At 68.0% G+C, this 19,810-nt stretch carries 14 protein-coding genes; all 14 read right to left on the reverse strand.

Translation table 11 applies throughout. The annotated features are described in order from the left end of the window. The coding region (locus AB7E83_RS26360; RefSeq protein WP_428574164.1) for an LPD23 domain-containing protein at positions 1–7,491 on the reverse strand (7,491 nt) is incomplete at its 3' end. Continuing rightward, a complete protein-coding gene (locus AB7E83_RS26365) occupies positions 7,491–8,858 on the reverse strand; it encodes a hypothetical protein (protein ID WP_428574166.1) in 1,368 nt (455 codons plus the stop codon). The genes AB7E83_RS26365 and AB7E83_RS26360, both read right to left, overlap by 1 nt. Positions 8,859–8,868: 10 nt before the next feature. Next, positions 8,869–9,936 (reverse strand): tail fiber domain-containing protein, encoded by a 1,068-nt coding sequence (locus AB7E83_RS26370; protein WP_428574168.1) that lies wholly within the window; start codon positions 9,934–9,936, stop codon positions 8,869–8,871. Next, positions 9,926–10,540: a GNAT family N-acetyltransferase gene (locus AB7E83_RS26375; protein ID WP_428574170.1), complete on the reverse strand. Its 615-nt coding sequence runs from the start codon at positions 10,538–10,540 to the stop codon at positions 9,926–9,928. Before AB7E83_RS26375 ends, AB7E83_RS26370 begins: the two co-directional genes overlap by 11 nt. 2 nt (positions 10,541–10,542) lie before the next feature. After that, positions 10,543–12,195, reverse strand: coding sequence for a phage tail tip fiber protein (locus AB7E83_RS26380; RefSeq protein WP_428574172.1), 1,653 nt, complete (start codon positions 12,193–12,195; stop codon positions 10,543–10,545). Continuing rightward, positions 12,192–13,916 carry a hypothetical protein gene (locus AB7E83_RS26385; protein WP_428574174.1) on the reverse strand — a complete coding sequence of 575 codons (1,725 nt, stop codon included), beginning with the start codon at positions 13,914–13,916 and terminating at the stop codon, positions 12,192–12,194. The genes AB7E83_RS26380 and AB7E83_RS26385 overlap by 4 nt, the downstream gene beginning before the upstream one ends. Next, the gene (locus tag AB7E83_RS26390; RefSeq protein ID WP_428574176.1) at positions 13,913–15,085 is read right to left on the reverse strand and encodes a hypothetical protein; all 1,173 of its coding nucleotides are present in this window, start codon (positions 15,083–15,085) and stop codon (positions 13,913–13,915) included. The genes AB7E83_RS26385 and AB7E83_RS26390 overlap by 4 nt, the downstream gene beginning before the upstream one ends. A 2-nt stretch (positions 15,086–15,087) precedes the next feature. Beyond that, positions 15,088–15,444, reverse strand: coding sequence for a hypothetical protein (locus tag AB7E83_RS26395; RefSeq protein ID WP_428574178.1), 357 nt, complete (start codon positions 15,442–15,444; stop codon positions 15,088–15,090). Then, positions 15,441–15,671 carry a hypothetical protein gene (locus tag AB7E83_RS26400; RefSeq protein WP_428574180.1) on the reverse strand — a complete coding sequence of 77 codons (231 nt, stop codon included), beginning with the start codon at positions 15,669–15,671 and terminating at the stop codon, positions 15,441–15,443. Before AB7E83_RS26400 ends, AB7E83_RS26395 begins: the two co-directional genes overlap by 4 nt. Before the next feature lie 10 nt (positions 15,672–15,681). Further along, a complete protein-coding gene (locus AB7E83_RS26405) occupies positions 15,682–17,898 on the reverse strand; it encodes a hypothetical protein (protein ID WP_428574182.1) in 2,217 nt (738 codons plus the stop codon). Position 17,899: 1 nt separating this feature from the next. Further along, positions 17,900–18,553 (reverse strand): hypothetical protein, encoded by a 654-nt coding sequence (locus AB7E83_RS26410; protein WP_428574184.1) that lies wholly within the window; start codon positions 18,551–18,553, stop codon positions 17,900–17,902. After that, complete coding sequence (locus tag AB7E83_RS26415; RefSeq protein WP_428574187.1) at positions 18,553–18,882, reverse strand: hypothetical protein; 330 nt, start codon at positions 18,880–18,882, stop codon at positions 18,553–18,555. Before AB7E83_RS26415 ends, AB7E83_RS26410 begins: the two co-directional genes overlap by 1 nt. A 3-nt stretch (positions 18,883–18,885) precedes the next feature. Continuing rightward, positions 18,886–19,299 carry a hypothetical protein gene (locus tag AB7E83_RS26420; RefSeq protein ID WP_428574189.1) on the reverse strand — a complete coding sequence of 138 codons (414 nt, stop codon included), beginning with the start codon at positions 19,297–19,299 and terminating at the stop codon, positions 18,886–18,888. Positions 19,300–19,367: 68 nt separating this feature from the next. Next, the coding region (locus tag AB7E83_RS26425; protein WP_428574191.1) for a hypothetical protein at positions 19,368–19,810 on the reverse strand (443 nt) is incomplete at its 5' end.

The raw sequence follows: 19,810 nt of genomic DNA on the forward strand, positions 1-19,810 counted from the left end.
AACTTTGGCGTGCATCCGGTCTGTTGCTGCGTTGACGGCATCGAATGCCACCATGCGCTTCGGATCGCCCGATTCACGCGTTTTCGCGAGCTCGTGAAAACGCTCCTTCGCGTCACGGAGTTCTCGCAGTTCTGGAAAGGTGCGGTACTGGATCGCGAGCTTCGCAGCTTCCGCATCGTCGACTGCTCTGACGATGCGCTTCTCCAGCGCCGGCACCACGTCGGCGCCCAGCCGCTCCTTCTGCGCCTGCGTCATGGCATCGAACACCATGTTCTGATTGCCGCCGGTGGCGAAGCCCTCGCGCGATTGAACCCAGTGCTGAACCTCATGCAGCAGCGTCGATAGCGGCTCCTTCGCGTACGGCGTCACGCCCATGTCGTTCTTGCCGTCGAACCAGCCTTGCAGCCCGCCTAAGTCGAGGAAGCCGGCGCGCTTGACGACATCGATGTCGCGCGCATCCGGGTAGGCACGGAAAAGCTCCGGGTGATCGAGGATCGCCCCCAGCTTGAACTTGTGCGTCTCGCCGAAGAGTTTCGACTCCGCGACGTCCGCCCAGCCGACGAGGCGGGCGCCTTCGTCCGGGATCTCGAATCGCCACTTCTTGTCGTGGGGTCCGCGGAACCAGCCGGTCTCGGCCCGGATGTCCTTCATCGCGGCGCCGCTCGCGTCCATGCGGCGCGCCTCCGGCAGCGTGTCCATGGTGCCCGCCTGAATGCCGGCCCGCGGCCCGGCGAACATGAACGCCGGCTTGTCGCCGCGGATCAGGACCGTGCCGCCGCTGTCGACGCGGTGGCCGCGCTCAAGGCCGCGCATCGATAGGACGAGCATGCCGTGCAACTCGGTGTTCGTGAACGGCACCTTCAGCCCGAGGTCGCGCAGGAACTGCGCCACGCGCGCCCACACCGACTTCAGCCACGAGAACCCCGGACGGAAGTTGCCTTCGTCGTCCACCGCCATTTCCACGGCGCGGGCGGCAATCTCGTCTGATTCCTGCCCGCGGGTGAGCGTGTAGCTGCCGTCGTCGTTGCGGTAGGTGCGCCGCACGTAGGCGCGAATCTCGGTCAGCGGCTTGTTGCCGGACGCGATCGCCAGTTGGATGTCGCCCAGGAACCGCTTGAACGCCGCCGGCCCGAGGATCTTGCGCAGCCCGTAGTGCGCGATCGCCTCGTGCGCGAGAGTGACCGCCACGCGCTGGTTCAGGCCGGCGTCCGCGCGGTGGGCGCTGGCCACCACGTACACCTCTCCATTCAGGTGCAGGCCGCGGGTATCGTCCGGGGCCGCGATCGGAAGGTCTGCCGCAGTGGGCACGACATGCACGCGCGGGCCGCTCTTCCATCCAGCCGTGTGTTCGTCGACGATTGCCTGAACTTCTGCGACGCTCGCCGCCCGGATCCCGCGGACGCGCTCGACGGCGTCGCGCATGGAGAGGCCGCGGGCGTACATCGCCACGCCAGAGTTCGTCACCTTGGTCTCGATGGCGTCGATGAGAGTCTGCAGCACGTTGTTGATCGCGGTGCGTTCTGCTGCGCGCGGGAACGGGAACTTGACGCCCCACGGCGTCAGGATGCCTGCTCGTTCCGGCGCGTAGTTCAGGAAGCGGCTGACGCCTCCGCGCTCCGCGATCTTGTCGTCGACAAACGCCTGGAAGGCGCGGGCCGCCATTTCGTGCGGTGTGGTCCAGTAGTCGGTGCCGCGGCCCTGGTCCAGCTCCTTCGCGTTCATCGCGAAGTCCGTCGGCGACATGCGCGTCTTCTCGGCGCCGGCCTGCGCGTCCGCCAGCATCTTGAGGCGGTCGCTGTAGCGGCGCGTCGCGCTTGCGAGCCGGTCGAGCGGCCCGTTGCGGTTCGTGCTGTCAAAGCCGACGCGGCCCCGAACGGCTTTGAAAATCGCGCCGAGCTGTTCGATGGAGTCGTTCGTCCAGCGCGTCGCGATCCGGTTCTTCGCGGTCTCGACGCTGCGCCAGTCGGTCGCGACGGCCTGCGCCTCGCCGGACAGCAGGCGCTGCGCGATGGTGTCGAACTCGGCCAGCTGCTCCGCGCTCGCCGGCTTATTGTTCCGCGTCTTCCAGGATTGCGGCGTCGAGAGGTCGCGGCGCAGCGCGTCGAGCTCCTGCGCCAGATCCTCGCGCGCGCGGGCAGTGAACTTGTCCGCCTTGTCGGTGTCTTCGACGTACTTCGACGCCTTCTTGAAGATCGTCTCCAGCACCTTCTCGTAGGCCGCCCGGACCTCCGGGCGCACCTTGGACTTGAAGCCGAAGCCGTGGCTGACGGCATCCTCGGTGGCGACCTTCTTGAAGGTGCGCGTGCCGTCGTCGTTGCGCACCCATTCGCCGGAAGCCTTGCCGTCCTGGCGGCCGAAGTAGTAGTCGAGCGCGTGGAACCACTCGTGCGCCAGCGAGCCGGTGCCGTGCTCCTTCGTGAGATTGATGACGGCCCGCTCGAGCTCGTAGTGCGCGCGTGCGCTGTGCAGCCCGTGACCGCGCGCGCCGAATGCCAGCGCGAGGTCGCCATTCAGGCCGATGGCCTTCGGCGGGATGCCCATTACGTCGGCGAGGTCCATGAGACCGTCGTAGGCGTCGTTCATCAGGTTCTGGCGCTCGTCCTGGTTGTTCCAGTTGCCGAACTCGACGCCGCGGAAGCCGAAGGTGTCGATGAAATCTTGGCCGACGACGTTGCCGGTGCGGCGCTGCGGCCCCTCGCGGCGCTTGTCCGGCGGCAGCGGCAGATCGCCCTCGCCGAACGTGGTGTTCGTCTCGATGATTTCGACCGCGTGGCGGACCATGTACTCCTGTGCGGCTTCGCGGTCGTCGAATTTCTGCTCGACCACCTTCACGCGCTTGCGGTCGCTGACCTCGCGCCAGATTTCGTACTTCCCTTCGGAGCTCATGCCGACGCGGTGCTTGAGCGCGACGGCCGCGATTGGGACAAAGGCCTCGGCCTCTTCCTTCGTTGCGAACGTCTGCCGGCCGACCTGCTTCGGCTGACCCATGAAGTCGAGCGAGCGGCTGTCGTTGATGACCCATCGGCCCTCATCGCGCGGAGCATTGAGTTGCCCGCCAGCGCGCACGGTCTGCGAGACCTTGAACCGGCGGGCCCACGCGGGCCGATCGTCGTCGTTGGAGCGCGAGCGCTTCGTTCCGTTGCTCTCGGCGGTGTCTTTGCGGGCGCCGCCGATCTTCTCTCCGAGGTCTTCGATGCGCTCCGGCGCGCTGGCCAGCAGGTCACCCTGCCCGCGCGCCGCCGCTTCATCGGCTGGCCGGTCACTGCCACTGAGGACGAACTCAGCGGCATCCGGTGCGGCCGCAGCCTTCTTGCGCTCGGCTTCCTCGCGCTCGGCGCGCGCGGTGGCGGCGGCTTGCTGGTTGGGGTTCGGCGCGTCGCCGAGAAGGTCCTGCGCAGGCGCTTCCGCTCGCGTCCATCCTGCCCGCTCCAGTCGCTCCATGTGCTTCGCATCGTCGTCCGTCACCGCGAAGAACTTGCCGCCCTTCTCGAAGTGCACGAACGAGCGCGTCTTCCCGGTACGCCAGTCACGCAGGTCGAAGCCGGGATTGCGCTTCATGAAGGACGACTCGGCATCTGCGCGCGTGTCGGCGGCGTGCTTCGCCGCGCGCTCTTCCGTGATGCGCTGCTGGGCGGCGTCGTCGCGCTCGGCGGCCGCCTGTTCGATCATCGCCTTATCGATGTCGGCCTGCGTGTAGTCGGGGAACAGTTCGCTCGGGTGCGCGATGCGCCCGTCCGGCAGCTTCACGTAGTAGCGCACCATCGCGCCAGTGATGTCGGACTTCTCGAAGAGATCCGGGCTGTGCACGTACCCGTAGCGCTCGTTCCCGTCGCGCCCGATGCCCTTCTGCTCGCGCGGGGCACCCTTGGACTTGTAGACGTCGGTGAGGGTCTTGAGGACCGCCTTGCGCTGCTCCTTCGAGAGCGCGCGCCCCGCTTCGAAGCGCTCCTGGGCTACGCCTTCGGCTGCGCCGCGGCCCGGCGCTTCTGCGCCTGCGCGACCAGGATCTTCGCCGCGATCTTGCGCGCCTTCGCTTCGCGCTCGGGCGAGAGCGGCTTCGACGTCTTGGGCGGCTGCGGCGAGGTATTCATCCTGTGTTGCATTCTCGTCTTTCTTGGCGGCATCTTCAAGGATGGCGTCGACGTCCAGACCCGCGGCGTTCGCCTGCTCGACTAGTTCGCGCACGCGCGCCTGCAGCACGGCGTCGGCGTCGGTGAACCCGGTTTCTTCCAGCTCTTCCGGCGTGAGCGCGAGGTCGCGCGCGGCGGCCTCTTCGTTCTGGCGACGCTGTTCGAGCATGGCCTCATAGCGCTCTTCGGCGCTGCCGTCGCTCTGCGGCTGCACGCGCTCGCCGCGCAACTCGGCATGGATCATGTCCACGAGCTTGCGCCCGGCCATGATGTCGTCTTCCATGTCGGTGTCGGTGAGGAAGCCGCGCTGGTGAGCGCGCTGCGCCAACAGGTCCAGCCCAAGACCGCCGGCGCGGAACGTATTCGGGAGCTTGCCGTGCGCTCGGAATCCGTTGCGCTCGCCGGTGAGATCCGACATCAGCTTCGGCGAGACCCCAACTTCGCGCAGGAAGGCGCGCAGCGGGCTGTGATTTTTGCCGGCCTTGGCCTGCTTTTGCTCCTGAACCAGCGGCTGCGAGGTCGGTGCCGGCGCTGGCGCCGCGGCGTCCTGCTCGCCCCCGAAGAACCGATCCTTGGCCGTCAGCACGCCCGCCGTCTTCAGTGCCTGGCGGACCTGTTCGTCGCTGGCTCCATCGGCGATGCGCACCGGCTCGCTGGTGTCGTAGTCGAGCGCTTCGTACTTCCCCACGTAGACCGTGCCGTTGCGCACGGTGACAGGTTCGGCCGTCTGCGGCGTGCGGCCGACGCTGAGCGCCTTGCGCGGCGCGGTTACTGCAACGGGCTGTCCACCGGCAGGAGCGCCAGCAGGATCTGCTCCGGCGTCAGCCGCAGCGCCTTCGCTGCCTCGCGCTGCTGCTTCGTCAGGCGCGGCAGCCGCGGCTTCTTGCGTCGTGATCTTGCCGACGGGGTCGGTTTTCTTGCCATCGCGGGCCCACCTCTTGAAATCGGTGAAGGTGTCGAAGCGCGTGATCGCGCCCAGGCCCGTCCAGCCCGGTTCGTAATGCGCGAGGTACGCGGCGCGTGCGCCCTTCTCGTCCAGATCCGCGACGACAGCCTTGTGCTCGTCGAAGCTGCCATCCTTGTTGACCTGGTCGACCACATGGACCGGGCCGTCGTAATCCTCTGGAATGCCCTCGGCGATGAAGGCGTCGATGCCCTGGCGCTTCGTCGCCGTGCTGTCGGCGGCTTCGGTGCGCTTGAAGTAGCCGTAGTGGAATCCGTGCGCCATGGGCGTCGACCACTTCGGCGGGGTGTTCTGCTTGTCCTCGCGGGTCGAGCCGGCCACGTTCTCGATGCTCGCGCCCATGCCGCCGACCTTCATGTGACCCAGCGGGGCATTGCCTCCGAGGATCTGCTCTTTCGTGGCGGTCTTCTCGTTGCGCGGGCTGCTCGCGCCCTGGTGCGCGCCGTGCTCGTTGGGGGTGAGGTCGTCGATGCCGAAGTGGGCCGGTGCCGCGGCTTCCACCTCCGCAGCGCCTGCAGCGGTCGGCGCTTCCGTCGTTGCCGGGATCATCGTGCTGCTCTCGGCGATGCTTGCATCGGGAGTGGCCGGCTGCTGCTGCTCAAGTTGCGTGATTGCCGCGACGGTGTCGGTCGGCGGAGCCTCCGCGCCCACCAGCGAAGCGATCTTGTCGACCGCGGCGTTCTGGTCCGGATACAGCGCGCCGACGGCGGTCTGCACCGCATCGTCGCGCACGCCCGCCACCGCGCCGGCGACGGTGCCGTCGGGCGCGGGCTGGGCGAGCCCCTTCTTCACGAGGTTCGCGACGAACCGATCGAGGAAAGTCGGGATCTTCTCGAGCGGCAGGTTGGCAGCCGCGTCGATCGCCCTCTTCGCGACACCGGCGTCGATGCTCAGCCCCTCACCGACCTGCGTGAAGGCCGTCGCCATGCCGGCGCGCGCGGCCGCCTCGGCAGGCTTCGTCCCTTGACCGCGCAGCTGGCGAAAGTGCTCTTGGAATGCAGGGTCTGCGCCCCACGGGCGTTCAGCGAGGACTTCGAGCTCAGCGTCAGCTCGCTCCGCGTCGACCTGCCGCTGCATGCCGGCGGCGATTTCCTTCTCGCCCGCAGCTTTCAGCTGCTTCACCTGTTCTTCGCGCCGCAGAAACCCCTTGTCGCGCGCCAGTTGCTCCGCGGTCTTCTCGCGCGGGCGGTCCGCGCGCATCGTCGCCGCGGCGCCGCCGGCTCCCATTGCGCCGCCCATCATCGCGCTCTGCACCACGACGTCGCGCAGCCCATCGACGAACTGCTCGACGGTCAAGTCGCGACGGATCCCGATGCCGGGCAGCGCGTCGACGCCGGTCTGGCCGAGGAACGTCAGGACTTCGCCCGGGATCTCGCGCACGCCGGCGCGGATCAGCACCTCGCCGGCGGACTTGATCGCCTCGCGGGGCGCGCCGCGCGTCATCAGCACGCCCATCGCGCGCGCGGCCTTGTCGAGCCCTTGGAACTTCTCGCCGATGGCCTCGAAGGCACCGTGAGGGATGGCATTCGCGAGGGCCGCGGCCGGATCCAGACCGGCTTGGCGCGCGGCCTGGTACTGCTGTCCGGCGGACTGCACCGACAGCAGCGGAATCACCGCGCGCGCGCCGAACGTCGACGCGAACAGGGCGCTGGTGGCCAGCGACGATGCGGCGCCCTCACCCTGCTCGCGCAGGTAGTTCGCGACGCTGTTCGGCGCGAAGTCGGTCAGGGGGCGCGGCTTGCCCATGCCGCTCGTGAAGTCCCCTGCGGCGCCGGCCGACTCTTTCGCGACGTCGGCGACGGTGGCCGCGCCCGGCACGCCCATTTCATGGGCCACATCCGCAGCCGCGCGCACGCCACCCCATGCGCCCTCGGCGATGCCCGCGCCTGCCTTCGCGATTGCGCGCGTCCCAGTCTCGGAGAAGCCTTCAGCTGCGTTGCGCGCAACCTCTTCGCCCCATCCAGTGGCTCGGTTCGGCTTGTGGGTGCCCCCACGCAAGGCCGGGCCGCCGCGGTCCTCTGCCGCCGCGCGACGTGAAAGCTCGACGTTCCTCGCTTCCTGCTGCGGCGTCACGACGGGCTCGGGCAGCGTCCGATCGATGCGCCGCTCCAGGACGCCTGGCATGCCGGGCGCGCTCGGCGCCGGCGCGGGCGTCCGCGCAAGGACCGTCGCGGGGTCGCTGAACGGCGCGGTCGCGTCGTCCATCTCCGCGATGCGCGCGCTGCGGTTGCGGTCCAGCCGGCGGGGATCGTCTGCCGTCCCGCGCCCTGCCCCCGCCTCGCTCGGCTGCACGCCGGCCGGAAGCTCCTTCCGGGCAGCCGGCGGATCATCCTGGCCGAAGTCAGCCCCCTCGGCGGCAACGGGGTCCGACGTGCCGAAGTCGTAGGTCTTCGCCATCAGGGCTTCACCTTCATCGTGCCATCCGGGTGGCGGTACTTCGTGCCGCTCGGGAGCTTGTCGTATTCCGCTCTCGACTTCGGCGACGGGGCGGCCGCGCCGGCTGATGGCGCCTGGGCCGCGGCAGACTTCGGTGAACGCTGGGCGTCGCGTTTCTCGCGAGCTTCAGCGCCCTGGCTGCCCGCGAGCAACGAGCCGTACATTTCCCGGTCACCCTTGTGCGCCTCGATTTCGGACTTCAGTTGCTCCAGTTCCCCAGCTTGCGCCGTGCCCGGCGTACTCGCTTTGCGCATAAACGCGCTATCCGTCTGCAGCTTAGTAAGCGCCTTCTGCGCTTCGGAAAGCCGACGGCCCGCTTCGCCATGCAGCGACGTCCAGCGCAGCCGTTCTTCGCGGCTGACCTTGTCGGAGCCGCCACCACCGCCCGCCGCTCGTGCGGCCGCCGCATTCGCGCGGGTCTCCGCCGCAGTGGCCTGCGAGTTCGCGAGCGCGATCTTGGCCTCGGTCGCAGGCAACGTGATGTTGTTGTAGATGTCGGTCTTCAGCGCGAGGTCACGCTCCTTGAAAGCGTTGTCCGACCTGCGCTTGTCCTCTTCGACCATGTACTTGTAGCGCGTCTCGGGTGTCACGGTCTGGTCGAGCATGTAGCCCGCCTGGATGACGCCGTTCTGATCGTTCGGGAACGTGAATCGCGTCGGGGTCGTCGTGCCATCCTCGCCAACGAGCGAGTAGGTTACAGACTTCCCGTCCGCGCTCGGCACCGGCTGCAGGCGCTTGCCCTTGAACGGCCCGGCCTCGCTTTCCGACACCAGCTGCGCGAGCCCGGCATGCCCTTGACCGATCGCCTCACGCAACTTCTTGTTCCATCGCTCGCTGGCGAACTTCTCGACCTGGCTTTGGTACTGCATCGCCTCGACCGGCTTGCCTTGGGCGTTCAGCGCGCCCGTGATGCGCTGGCTGAGCGCGATGGGGTCGTTGTGCTTTGCCGCGGCCGCGTCGGCGGCCTCGAGCGTGTCGAACCGTTCCGCCCCCGTCCCGCTGGCCACCCGGTACGCAGGCGTCGGCGGCATGCTGGTCCCGGCCTCGGCATCCTCGTTGCTGCCGTACTGGAGGCCTTCGGGCAACGGGCCGGCCAGGCTCACCTCGGCAGGCTGCGCAGCGGCGCGCAGGGCGACCTGGTCGGCCTCGGCGCGCTCGGCAATGCGCCGGCGCGCCTGCGAGTCGGCGATGGTGATGTCGTGCGACTCCCGGCGCATCTGCCGGTCTTCGTCTTCGAGCTTGATCTTTCGGTCGCGCTCCTGCGCGTCGAGGTAGCCGCCGCCGATGCCGACCGCGAGGGCCAGTGCCTTCTTGCCTGCTCCTGCCATGGAATGCTCCTTATGCGCGGCGCTTGGCCAGCGTGGTGACTTTCTGATCGAGCTCCTTCACCGCGGCGAGCGCGGTGCCGGCCAGGGTGATGACGTCGACGGCCTTGCCCTCGGGCGCGGCGCGGTCGCCGAGCGTTGCCTGCACGGCTTGCGCCATCGGTCCGACGTGTTCCTTGCCGCCATCGGCCGCGGGGCTGTCCTTGCGATACTTCCACTGCTTCACCGGCATCTTGCGGACCGCGCGCAGGGCGACCTCCCCGTCGGCGTCGGAGACGTCCTCCTTCTGCTTCTCGTCGGATGTCGCGAACAGAGCCTTTCCGGCGAGGCCGCCGACGGCGCCCCACAGCCCGGAGTCGTCCTCCTGCCCGAGCTTCGCGGCCTGGCCGTACAGGTTGCCTGCCTGGCCTTGGGCGGTCAGCGCCGTCTGGAAACCCTGCGCGCCGACCTGCGCGCCTTGAGCGGCGAGGCTCACCGGCAACTGCGCGTTGGCGACGCTGGAGTTCCCCTGGTTCAGCGCAATGCCGGCCTGCGTCGCCTGCGTGCCCATCATCCCGCGGCCCATCGCCGCGGCGTCCTTCTTCTTCGCATCGGCCAAGGTGATCACGCCTTGTCGAGCGCGCGTCGCCGCGCCGGCCGTGGCCAGCGCTTCCGCCGCGCCCATCTCACCTTCGACCATCGCCCTGTCCGTGTCCGAGACACCGAGCCCGCTGCGGCGCAGGTTGCGGTCGACCGTGCCTCGCTGGTTGCCGAAGGCGAGCGATACGTCGTTGACCGCTCGCCCGGCAGCCGCCTCCTGCTCCGCCTCGCCGCCGGCCCCCATCGCATCCTTCAGGATCGCGTCCTCGACCGGATGGAATCGCTTCGCCCGTTCGGACTGCTCGAGCGCGATGGCGGTGCTCGTGTCCATTGCGCGCAACTGCGCGTCGCTGACCTGCCCGGCACGCGCTGCGGCGGCTTCGCGCAATGGGCGCTGGGCCATTTCCGCGTCCTGCCACCAGGAAAGCGCCTTCTCGCCGAGTTCGGCCGACCTCAACGCGGCGGCGTTGACGCCGCTGGTGTCCGGTGCATCAGAGCACATGGCTTTCTCCTGTGAACTTGAAAAACTGGAGCGCGAAGGGCTGGTATCCCATGCGCCGCATCAGAACGTCGGCCCGGTTCACGAGCTTGCTGCTGGTGCGGATCAGGTGCGGGCCCTGGATCTGGTGCAGCACGCGCTCGGCGTACCGCAGCAACTTCATGACGAGCATCCCGCCGCGGTGATCGGGCCGGATGAACAGGCAGTCCTCTTCGCTCACCGGGGTCTGCGTGTGGGTCGAGGTGAACAGGTACATCAGCAACTGCCCGACCAGCTCGCCCTCGCGTCGCACCGTGAACTGCACCGCGCGGCCGGCGCGCTCGCGCGCTGCGACTCCTTCGTAGTCCGGGTTGAACGGCAGGCCGTGCCGGTGAAATTCGGTCTCGCTCCAGTGCGCCGCATGCAGCGGCTTGAGCTCTTCCATGATGGCGCGGAAGCTCTCGACCTGCACGATGTAGTCGTGATGCAGGATCGGCTCGAACTGCATAGGATCGACGCTGCGGTCCGGCCCGCGAAACAGCGCATCCTCGATGGCGGCGCACCGCTCGGGCGTGAGTTCGGCCCCGAGGTGTTGCGCAAGGACGGTCCGAAAGGTCGAGAGGTCCATGTTCATTTGAAGTAGACGACAAGTCCCTGAATCCTCTTCCCCGAGAAGTCCGCGTTGCTCGCCAAACTCCCATCCATCTTTGCGAGGTACAGGATTGAGCCGCCGGGGCCGGCGTAGAGCGTGAAGCTCGCCGCACTGTAGGTCGTGTAGTTGATGCTGCTGCCGCCAGCCGCATCGCTGACGGCCGCGATGGGCAGGCTCAGTTGCGCGGGATTGGTGTCCGAAGTCGTTGGGAACGTGATGTCGAACGCGAGGTGAACGATGTTTCCGGTGACCTTGTAGCTTGCCTGCCGGTTGGCCGTGAGGCTCAGGCCCGCCCCGCTCACATCGGTGACTGTGTAGGTCGTGCTCGTCTGCGCCAACGCATATGCGCTGCCGTCGAGACCGTCGAGCTTGTCAGCGTTCAAGTTCGTCACGAGCGTGCTGTTGTCGATCTGCATGGGTCCGACGACATCCAGCGCAATCGACGCGAGCGCACCGATGGCGCGAACGCCGACGCCACCCGACACACTCGCCGAGGCGCCGGTCACGCCCACGCCGGTCGCGACGCTTTCGCCGTAGACGCCATTCGACCCTGACGCGCCGAGGCCATAGACGGCATACCCGCCCACCGCATCGGCATGGCTCACGAGGCCGTTGTCTGCGGCGAAGGTGTCGTTGACGTGCAAGGCAGCGTTCGCGCCGCCGTTGGTGTACGCGCCACGGATCAGGGCCTTGCCCGCGACCTTCAGGTTGCCGCCGACGTAGGCACCGTCGCCGTCGACACCGAACAAGAGGGAGTCGGAAGGTGGGCTGTTGGTCAGGCCCCCGGTGTAACTGCTGTCGACGATCGCGAACTTGTCGGCCTGGACGATGAAGGCGCTCGTCGGCGTGCCGCTCGTGCCGCCCGCGGTCGAGGCAAGCCCGATCCCGGCCTGGTAGCCGCCGGCCGAGACCTTGATGACGTACTGCGCCTCGAGACCCGTCGCTCGGTCGGCGATGGCCTGCGCAACCGTCTCGACGGTGGCGACGCCGCTGCCGGCATTGACATCCGGGAAGTCGTCGAGCCGGGCGGTGATCTGCGTCGCCACCACGGCGACGGCGCGCGTGGCGCTCGCAGAGGCCGCCTCGAGCTGGCGAACGCCGGCCGTCGCCCCAGCCACGGCAGCCGTCATCTCGCTGACGCGCACTGCCTGCGACTCGCGCTCGTTCTGGATGATCTCCTGGAACTGCCGCACGCTCGCGCCCTGCTTCGCTGCAATCTCGTGCAGGTCGGTCAGCAGGATCTCCTTCACCCGCGCGGTCAGGTCATCGAACCGCGTCGGGTCGTCGATCCGGCGCGTGAGGTCCTTGAACAGCTTCGTGCCGACGATCTTCCCGGCGAATTCGTCCATGCCGGTCCAGCGGCCGCGCCCGCCCTTGCCCACGGTCATGATTCCCATGTCGTCTGACGGCCGCGCCTCCCCGATCGTCACGACGCCGAGCTGGCGCAGATGCTCCTGCAGGTCGCGCGCGGTGACGGCGCGCTCGCCGGGGTTCGCGCGCGCGCCCTGGCGCAACTCGATCCAGTCCTTGACCGCCCGGTTGAATCGGCTCTGGTCCGGCGCCGCGCTCTGCGGCAGCTGAAACCCGCTGACGACGACTGGGGACCCGGTGTTGTCGGGGAGCATGCTCATAGCGCCCGAAGCTCCTGAGCGGTGGTCGCGAGGGTCACGCTGGTCACGCGCGCGGCGCTCTCGACCTGCACCTCCCATTCGCGCTCGTCGGCAGGCACGATCCCCTTCACCGCTGCCCGGCTGTCGAGCACCGTCGTGCTGTTCAGCGTCCCGGCTGCGTACGCCTTCACGGTGACGGTCGCCTCGTAGTTGCTGTCGGCCTGCACCCACGTGTAGCCGATGAACCGAGGGTTGACCTCAATCGGCGACTTCCAGGTCGCGGTGCGTTTCGACGCGGACGTCGCAAACGACTTGATCGCCGTGCCGGTCGAGTAGTAGAGCGTGTCGGTCAGCAGGTCGCGGTAGAACGCGCTGGCCACGAGATCGGAGGTCGTCAGGTTGCCGGAGACGAGGTCGAGGTGGTAGCAGCCCGCGGCGCCGTTGTTGTACTGGATGATGAGGACGTTGTCCTGCACGGCGCACACCATGCTCGACGGGTTCAGCGCCTGCCAGCCGTCCTTGTCCCACAGATTGAAGCCGTCGGGCCCGGTGATGACGCGCACGACGGCGCCGCCGTCCGCGACGCAGTAGCCGTCCTGGCTCGCGAAGCCGACGCCGCCCGCGAATCCCTGCCGCGGCGGAATCGACGTCACCGAGCGGGCCGAGACGCAGGTCTGGTCGCTCTCTACCGGCTGGAAGTCCATCGCGGACGAGTCCGTGCCCTGGGCGAAGTAGGGCTTGCCGCGCGTGAGCACGACGACGGTGTTGCCGAAGGTGCCCTTCGCGACGATGGGCCAGCCGGTCGTCTTGCGATACCGCGCCGGCCAGGCGTAGGGCGCCTTCGTCAGCCCATTGACCGAGAACCACACCTCGTTCTTCTCGAACGTGTGCCCGACGAGCATGTCGTTCGGGCCTGCGAGGATGTCCACGAGGTCGGCGGGCGGCTCCGACCAGCCCTGCGTCTGCAGCTGGTCGGACAGCTGCGACTCCTTCCGGTCGTCGGTGATCGTGAGACCGCTCACCGGCCAGCCGTTGCTGTCGCTTGCGTGCGGCACCATGCGCCATGCGAGGCTGTCATTGCCGACGGCGCTGCGGTACAGGCGGAAGTGCGAGATGCTGCGCCCCGACGGGACCGCCGGGATGGTGATCGCCTTCGTGTCGTTCTGGTCGACCTGCAGGCGCGCGGACACGGCCGACGGTGCGGATTCCTCCCCGCGATCGGTGACCCACGTGAAGCGGTAGAAGACGTCCTCGACGAACCGCTGCACGCCCTCGGGCACGAGCTTGTCGATGCCCTCGCGGTAGTAGAAGTCGGTCAGGACCTGGCCGAGCTTCGCCGCAACGCCCTGGTGGTAGTTGTAGAGCTCGTCGCTCGCGCGGCCGCACGCGGCAATGGCATCCGCGACTGCAGCGACCAGCGTGCCGCCTTGCAGCACCTTCGTGGTGGTGGGCCAGTCCGGGCGCCGGTTCCAGTTCTCTTCCCGGATCGTGGCATTCAGGCTGTCGACGAGCGCCCGCGTGCTGACGTTGCGCGCCGCCGCCGCGGAACTCGCGGCCGTGGCCGGCGCGATGTACTCGGCGTCCGTGCTGATCGCGGCGAAGGACGTCTCGAGGTAGCCGATGAGCCCTTCGACGTCCAGCCGCTTGATGCCCTGCGCGTCGAAGCTGATGTAGCCCGCGAGGTCGGTCGTGATGTTCGAGATGGCCGTCGCCTCGACGCCACCGGCAAAGATCCTGCTCATGGCCCACCTCCGGCGCCGGCATAGTCGTCAGGCAGCGAGGCACGAGCGACGTTCGAAGCCTGCTGGAACACGTTCTTCGCGAAGGTGTTGATCGCGTCGTCGATCGCGTCGTCGACGTCGGTCTTGCTGTAGAACGCCTGCGTCTGCGCCGCCACCGAGGCGCGCCCGCCGCCGTCGAGCAGCGTCTTCAAGCTCACGACCTCGCTCGCGAGGCGCTCCAGCCGCGGCTTGACCTCGGCGCCGGCGACGTCGAACACCGCGACCACGGCATTGACGATGTTGGTGACCTGGCCGCCGGTGAACAGCTTCGTGCCGTCGGACTTTCCCGGCATCGTGATGGCGGTCAGCGTCGTGCTGAGCGCGCTGGAGTCGACGTCGTAGGTGACGCCGTAGGCGGGGAACGGAATCGCCCAGTGCGAATTGCTGCCCGCCCAGCTCGGCGACCCCGACGTCGTCGTCGCGAAGCCGCCCAGGAGCGGATCGAAGATCCAGCTGAAGGTGTCGTCGTCGGGCACCGCGTAGGCGTCGCTGATGGAGCCGCCGGCCCCGGACAGGCGGAACATGCGCACCTGCTGGCGCGTGTCGGTCTGCGCGAAGCCGTAGGCGGTCTCCCGGTCGATGTAGCCCGTCGTGCCGGTCCCCGGCCGCGGTGCGCCGCGCCATGCGAGCGTGAGGCTGTCCTTCACGGCCTTGATCGCCGCTTCCTTGGCGGCCTCGATGTCGGCGCCCCGCTCTTCGACGGTGAACTCGTCGACCACGTTCGCACTCACCGTGGGCGCGCTGCCGGGCGTCGGCACGCCGAGTTGGCGATCGTCGCCGGTGTTGTCCACCACGCGCGGCGCCGCCGTGCCGTTGTTCGTCGTGTAGGCGTGCCGGTCGGTGCTGTCGCCGACCGATGGCATCTTGGCGTAGCTGATGCTGCCGGCGTGGATGCGCCACTTCGTCGCATCGCTGTAGTTCGTGTTCAGCCCGCCGGAGACGCGCTGGAAGCGAAAGAGCGTCTGCGGGTCCGAGGCGCCGCCTGTGCTGGCGATGACCGTGGAGTCCTGCGCCATGGGCCGGAACTCCACCGTGTTCGGCATCAGGTTGTGCGCCGTCTGCGCGCCCTTCGGGTCGAGCGAACGAGGGGAGTGGCGAGGGCGCAGACCTTCGAAGTTGATGATGCGCATGCCTACCCTCCTTGCGCCCAGGGCAGCGGCTTCTCCTGCGGCGCCAACTGGGCTGCGGCCGCGGCCTGCAAGTGCAGCTGCATGCGGTCTGCCAGGTAGCCCTCGATGACGCTGACTCGTGTGGCCGATTTCGCATCGCACGCCAACTTCACCCACTCGATGACCTGCTGGGGGGTGAGCTCGGCGAACGGCACGAAGTCCTCACCCGGCGGAAGCAGTTGCACCCGTTGCTGCGTCTGCACCGTGGTGTCTCCTTCGGCGGCGGTCACGACGAAGTCGACCTCGACGATGACGTCTTCGAGCTCGCCGACGTCGCTCGCGCGCGCGCCGGTGACGGTCCACGTGTAGGCGATCGTCATGCGGCACTCCTGCGCCCGCAGGCGCTGGGCACGACCGCGCGCCGCGACACCTTGCGCGGCAACACTACAGCGGCCTCGGATTCCTGCTGCGCGCGAAGTTGCTGCGCTGCGCCTTGGGCAATGGCGTTCATGGTCGTATCGACGCGGCTTCTCAGCTCGCCCAAGCCCTGCAGGACAAGATCGACCGCGGGAGCGTCGAATTCGAATGAAATGGGCCGTCGGTTCATTCGGGCTTCCTCATGGGGCCTTGATGTACGTGACGGTGCCGACGAATCGCTTACCGGACAGGTTGGCGTTCGTCTGCGCATTTCCGCCGGCGTCGAAGAGGTTGATCTTGGCGACCCCGATGCCGACGCCAATGACGTGCCCGGCCACGCCGAAGGTGTTGTATCCCAAGGACCCGGCCCCGGCAGAAATGGTGGCATTCGACGCGAACGGCAGTGCGATGGCGGCGACCGTCGCGTCAGCGGTCGCTGGGTATGTGATGTCGAAGCATGCCGTCACGACGTTGTTCGTGACCGCGTAGTTGGCCTGGCTGTTCTGCGTGATCGTGAGACCTGCGCCGCTCGCGTCGGACGCGGTGAACGTCCCAGCCGCATTCGCCGCCACGCACCCCGATGTCGTGATCTGCTGCGGGAACAAGCCCAGCGAGCCCGTCGTCGTGGTCGCTGTGATGTCGGTCCCGCTTCCGCTGTTCTGGAAACTGATGCCGTCGGCGAACCAGTCGCCGCCGTCGAACTGGATTCCCTTCGTCGTGCCCGCGATCTTGAGCTTGCCGCCGCGCACCTGCACGCCGTTGTTGTTCGTGGCCACGTCGTAGGCAATCGCCGCCGACGTCATCGCCTGGCTGGAGACCGTCTGCGACTCGTTGACCGTGTAGGTGCCGGTCCCTCCGGTGGCCGTACCTCGAGCGGTGATGTACGTGCCCGCGGCGACGCCAGAGCCGGCGATGCGCATACCCACGCCGAGAGTGCCGCTCGCGACCGCGCTGACGGTCATGGTCGTTCCGGCGATCGCCGCCGTGAACGAGGCACCCTCGTTGGTCACCTCGCCGTCGCATCCTTCGAACGACACGTCGGACTGAACGGAAATGCCCAGCGGGATCATCTTCAGCAGACCGTTGCGCGCGTAGATGAAGCACCCCAGGACTCTCACGTTCCGGGGGTCGGTCATGACGAATGCCACGTCCTGGATCTGGTCGATGGTCGTCCCGATGACCTGCAGCGAGTTGAAGCTCCCGACCGCCTGAACGGCGTGGTAGCCCGACGTCAGCTCGCCGCCGACAATCTTCAGGCCCTCCGGCGTCCGGTTATCCGCGTCCGGCTCCGAGTAGATCGAACTCAAGCCGCCGTTGGCATGGAAGTGGGGCGCGATGACCGTGTTGTTCGCGCACAGGCCTTTCATGTGCAGGCTGCGGTTGGTGTTCACCGTGTAGACGTTGTCGGAGAGGCCCGACCACACGTGCGACCAATACTGCGCACTGTCCCAGCCCTGCAGGAGCAAGTCACGGTAGACGATGTTGTAGCAGGGCGCGGCGAACGTGCCGTTGCACACCAGCGGCCTGTAGAGACGAGGATCGCCCGCTCCGAGAGCGGTGCAGGAGATCATCGTCATATTGGTGATCTCGACACCAACCTGGCCCGCCGCGCTCGTGAAGCCGTCGCATCCCCAGAACTCGACGCCTGTCATGCGGCCGGCGCCGTAGATCTTGCTGCCGCTGCGCGTTGTCGGAGCGGTGTTGCACCTGAAGATGCCCTCAGGAAATGCCACCTCGTAGTGGGCGTTGATCGCCGCCTGGATCCCCGCGTAGGAGTCGGTGGTCGGCATTGAAGTAGAACTCGGCGTCGCGCCGAACCAGACAGGGCTGACGGGTCCGTTGAAACCCATGACGGTCCACCCGTCCCGGAATAGCCTGCCGCCACCCGTGGGCGCGAACACCGTCCCACCGTTGGCTGACTGAACGCTGCTCGCGCTGTACGTGAACACCCCGCCGCCGCCGTCGCGCGCAGCCGAGCGACCTGCGAACATGACCATGACGCCATCCGGCAGGTCGGTCGCGTCGAATCCGGTGATCGTGTCGGCCCGGTAGATCCGGCTCGCGATCGGCGTGCGCGTCGCCTCGTCGGACACGAGGATGTTGTGCAGGTTGCAGTCGTTGTTCGGAACGACCGCCTGCACATCCAGCCGCTTGCCGCCGGTGGCGCGGCAGGTGAAGCGGTAGACCGACGCCTCCAGCCCCAGGCCCGGCGGGTCGTCGGTGTCGAGCGCGTTCGGGAAAAGCTCCATCGTGGCCACGCCCGACGCATTCGTCGTTGCCGTGGTCGTCGTCGCGATCACGATGCCGCCGGAGTAGCGGTCGTTCTTGTTCATCGCCGCCGTGACGACGAGGCCATCGGCGGCAACGCCGATCATTTCCTGCAGGTTGATCGTGACGGTGACCGTGGGTGCTGCCATTTCAGATCCTCGTCTTGCTGGTGCGCAGGCGCGCGCCGGTGTTGCCCATCTGGGCGTTGTGGGCGGCGGCGCCCTTCAAGCGCTGGTATTCGCGGTCGTAGAACCCGGAGAGTTCCCGATCCGTCCACGGCTTCTTGGCCATGCGCATCAGGCGCGCCAGCACACCCGCGCGCATCGCCTCGAGGTGCTGAGCCTTCATGAAGTCCGGGATCACGGTGGCCGCGATGCCCGGCTTCGCCGCGACGATGAGGTCCAGACCATCGCCTGCGGTCTCGGTCGGCACTTCATCCGCGATGAAGGTGAGTTCCGTGTTGTCGGCGTTCATCGAGAACGGTGGATTCGACCGGGGGTAGCGTGGCTCTGCGGTCGCGGTGTTCGCGGTCGCGGCCGGCTGCGGTCGCCACGCGGCATCCCACAGCAGCAGGTCGCCCACGGTGACGCGGATCACGCGCACGACTTCGCTGTCGGCCTCGGGCGCGCTGATGTCGTAGGTTGGCTCCGCTGCGACGCTGGGCACGATGAGCGAGACCCGCCACGCGCTCGATTCCTCGCAGAATTCCCGTGCAACGCGAAGCAGGTGCTGATCGACCAGCGCCGTCGTGCAGCCAGGTAGCTCCGGCATGAGGTCGTCGTAGAACGCACTGAATGCGGCCATCAGAGCAGCCCTCCTGCGAGCTTGAGCGCGAGTTCGCCGCGGGCGCGATCGGCCGATTCCTCGTCCTTGAACTCGACCCGCGCCACGCCGTACATGACCAGCGACAGAAAGAACTGCCCGCTGATCGCGGTGGGCAGCGCAGCGCCTTGGGCCAGCGTCTCGTACGTCGTGCCGTAGGCGCCGAGGAAAAGGTCCGGTCGCTGGCTCTTGATGATGTTCAGGCCGTCGACGAGATACCGACGGATCTCCGCATCCGAGTCGCGCCGCGCGCTCGGATCGGTGACGGCCTTTCGGACCTCGGTGACCGCATCGTCGACGGTGCGAGCCATGGCTTACTTCTTGGCCTTGGTCTTCGCGGCCGGCTTCTTCTTCGCGACGGGCGCTTTAGCCTTGGCGCTGTCCTTCGCGGCCGCAGGCGGGGGCGCGGCCACCACGGATCCCGGCGCCAGGCTGATGTCGGCGTCGGTGGCGTCCGTCTTCGTCTCCACGACGGGTTCCTTGGGCGCTTCGGCCGTCTGGTGATGCACGACCTCGGGTTCCGTGCCGAACACTTCGTCGGTCTTCGGCGCGCCGTCGCTTTCCTTGCCGTCGGCCAGGGCGAAGACGTCCGGGTGGCGCAGCATCTTGGCCACGAGCTCGGCGTCGGCGATGGTCTTCACGGTGCCGGGGAACCACGTGATGCCGGTCTCGCGAACGAAGGCGGTTTCCCCGTCCTTCTTGACACCGACGTATTGAATCTTGGGCATAGCGTTCTCCTGTGCTGGGAAGGAAGCCCGCCAGCCCTTCGCGGGGCCGGCGGGCCGATGTCAGCGGCTTACGCGCCGACGCCGCTGCGGATGCCGCTCGGGCCTTCGGCCTCGCCCACGGCGATCATGAAGATGTCGCCCGCCGCGTGCGTCGCCGAGTTGGTGGCCACGGTGACGGTGACGTAGACGTCTTCCTCGAACTTCAGCGGCTCGAAGGAGCACACGAGCGTCCCGCCGGCCTGCGCCGTGGTCTGGCCGGTCGCCGCGAACGCGGTGGGCGCCGCCGACAGGCTGGAGCTCGAGTCCGCGGTGCGGTAACCGACGCTGAACACGATTTCCGGCGAGCCGTTGCTGTCGAGGTCGTCGCAGCGAATGCTCAGCATGCCCAGGCGCAGGCCGGCGGGCAGGCGGAAAGTCACGACGTCGCCGTCGGCGAACGCAGCCGTGGCCGTGTACTTGTCGGTGATCATCACCGCCCGGCCGTCCGCCGGCATGGTCGCGGCAACCGCCG

The sequence above is a fragment of the Ramlibacter sp. genome (assembly GCF_050250995.1).
Classification (GTDB): Bacteria; Pseudomonadota; Gammaproteobacteria; order Burkholderiales; family Burkholderiaceae_C; genus Ramlibacter.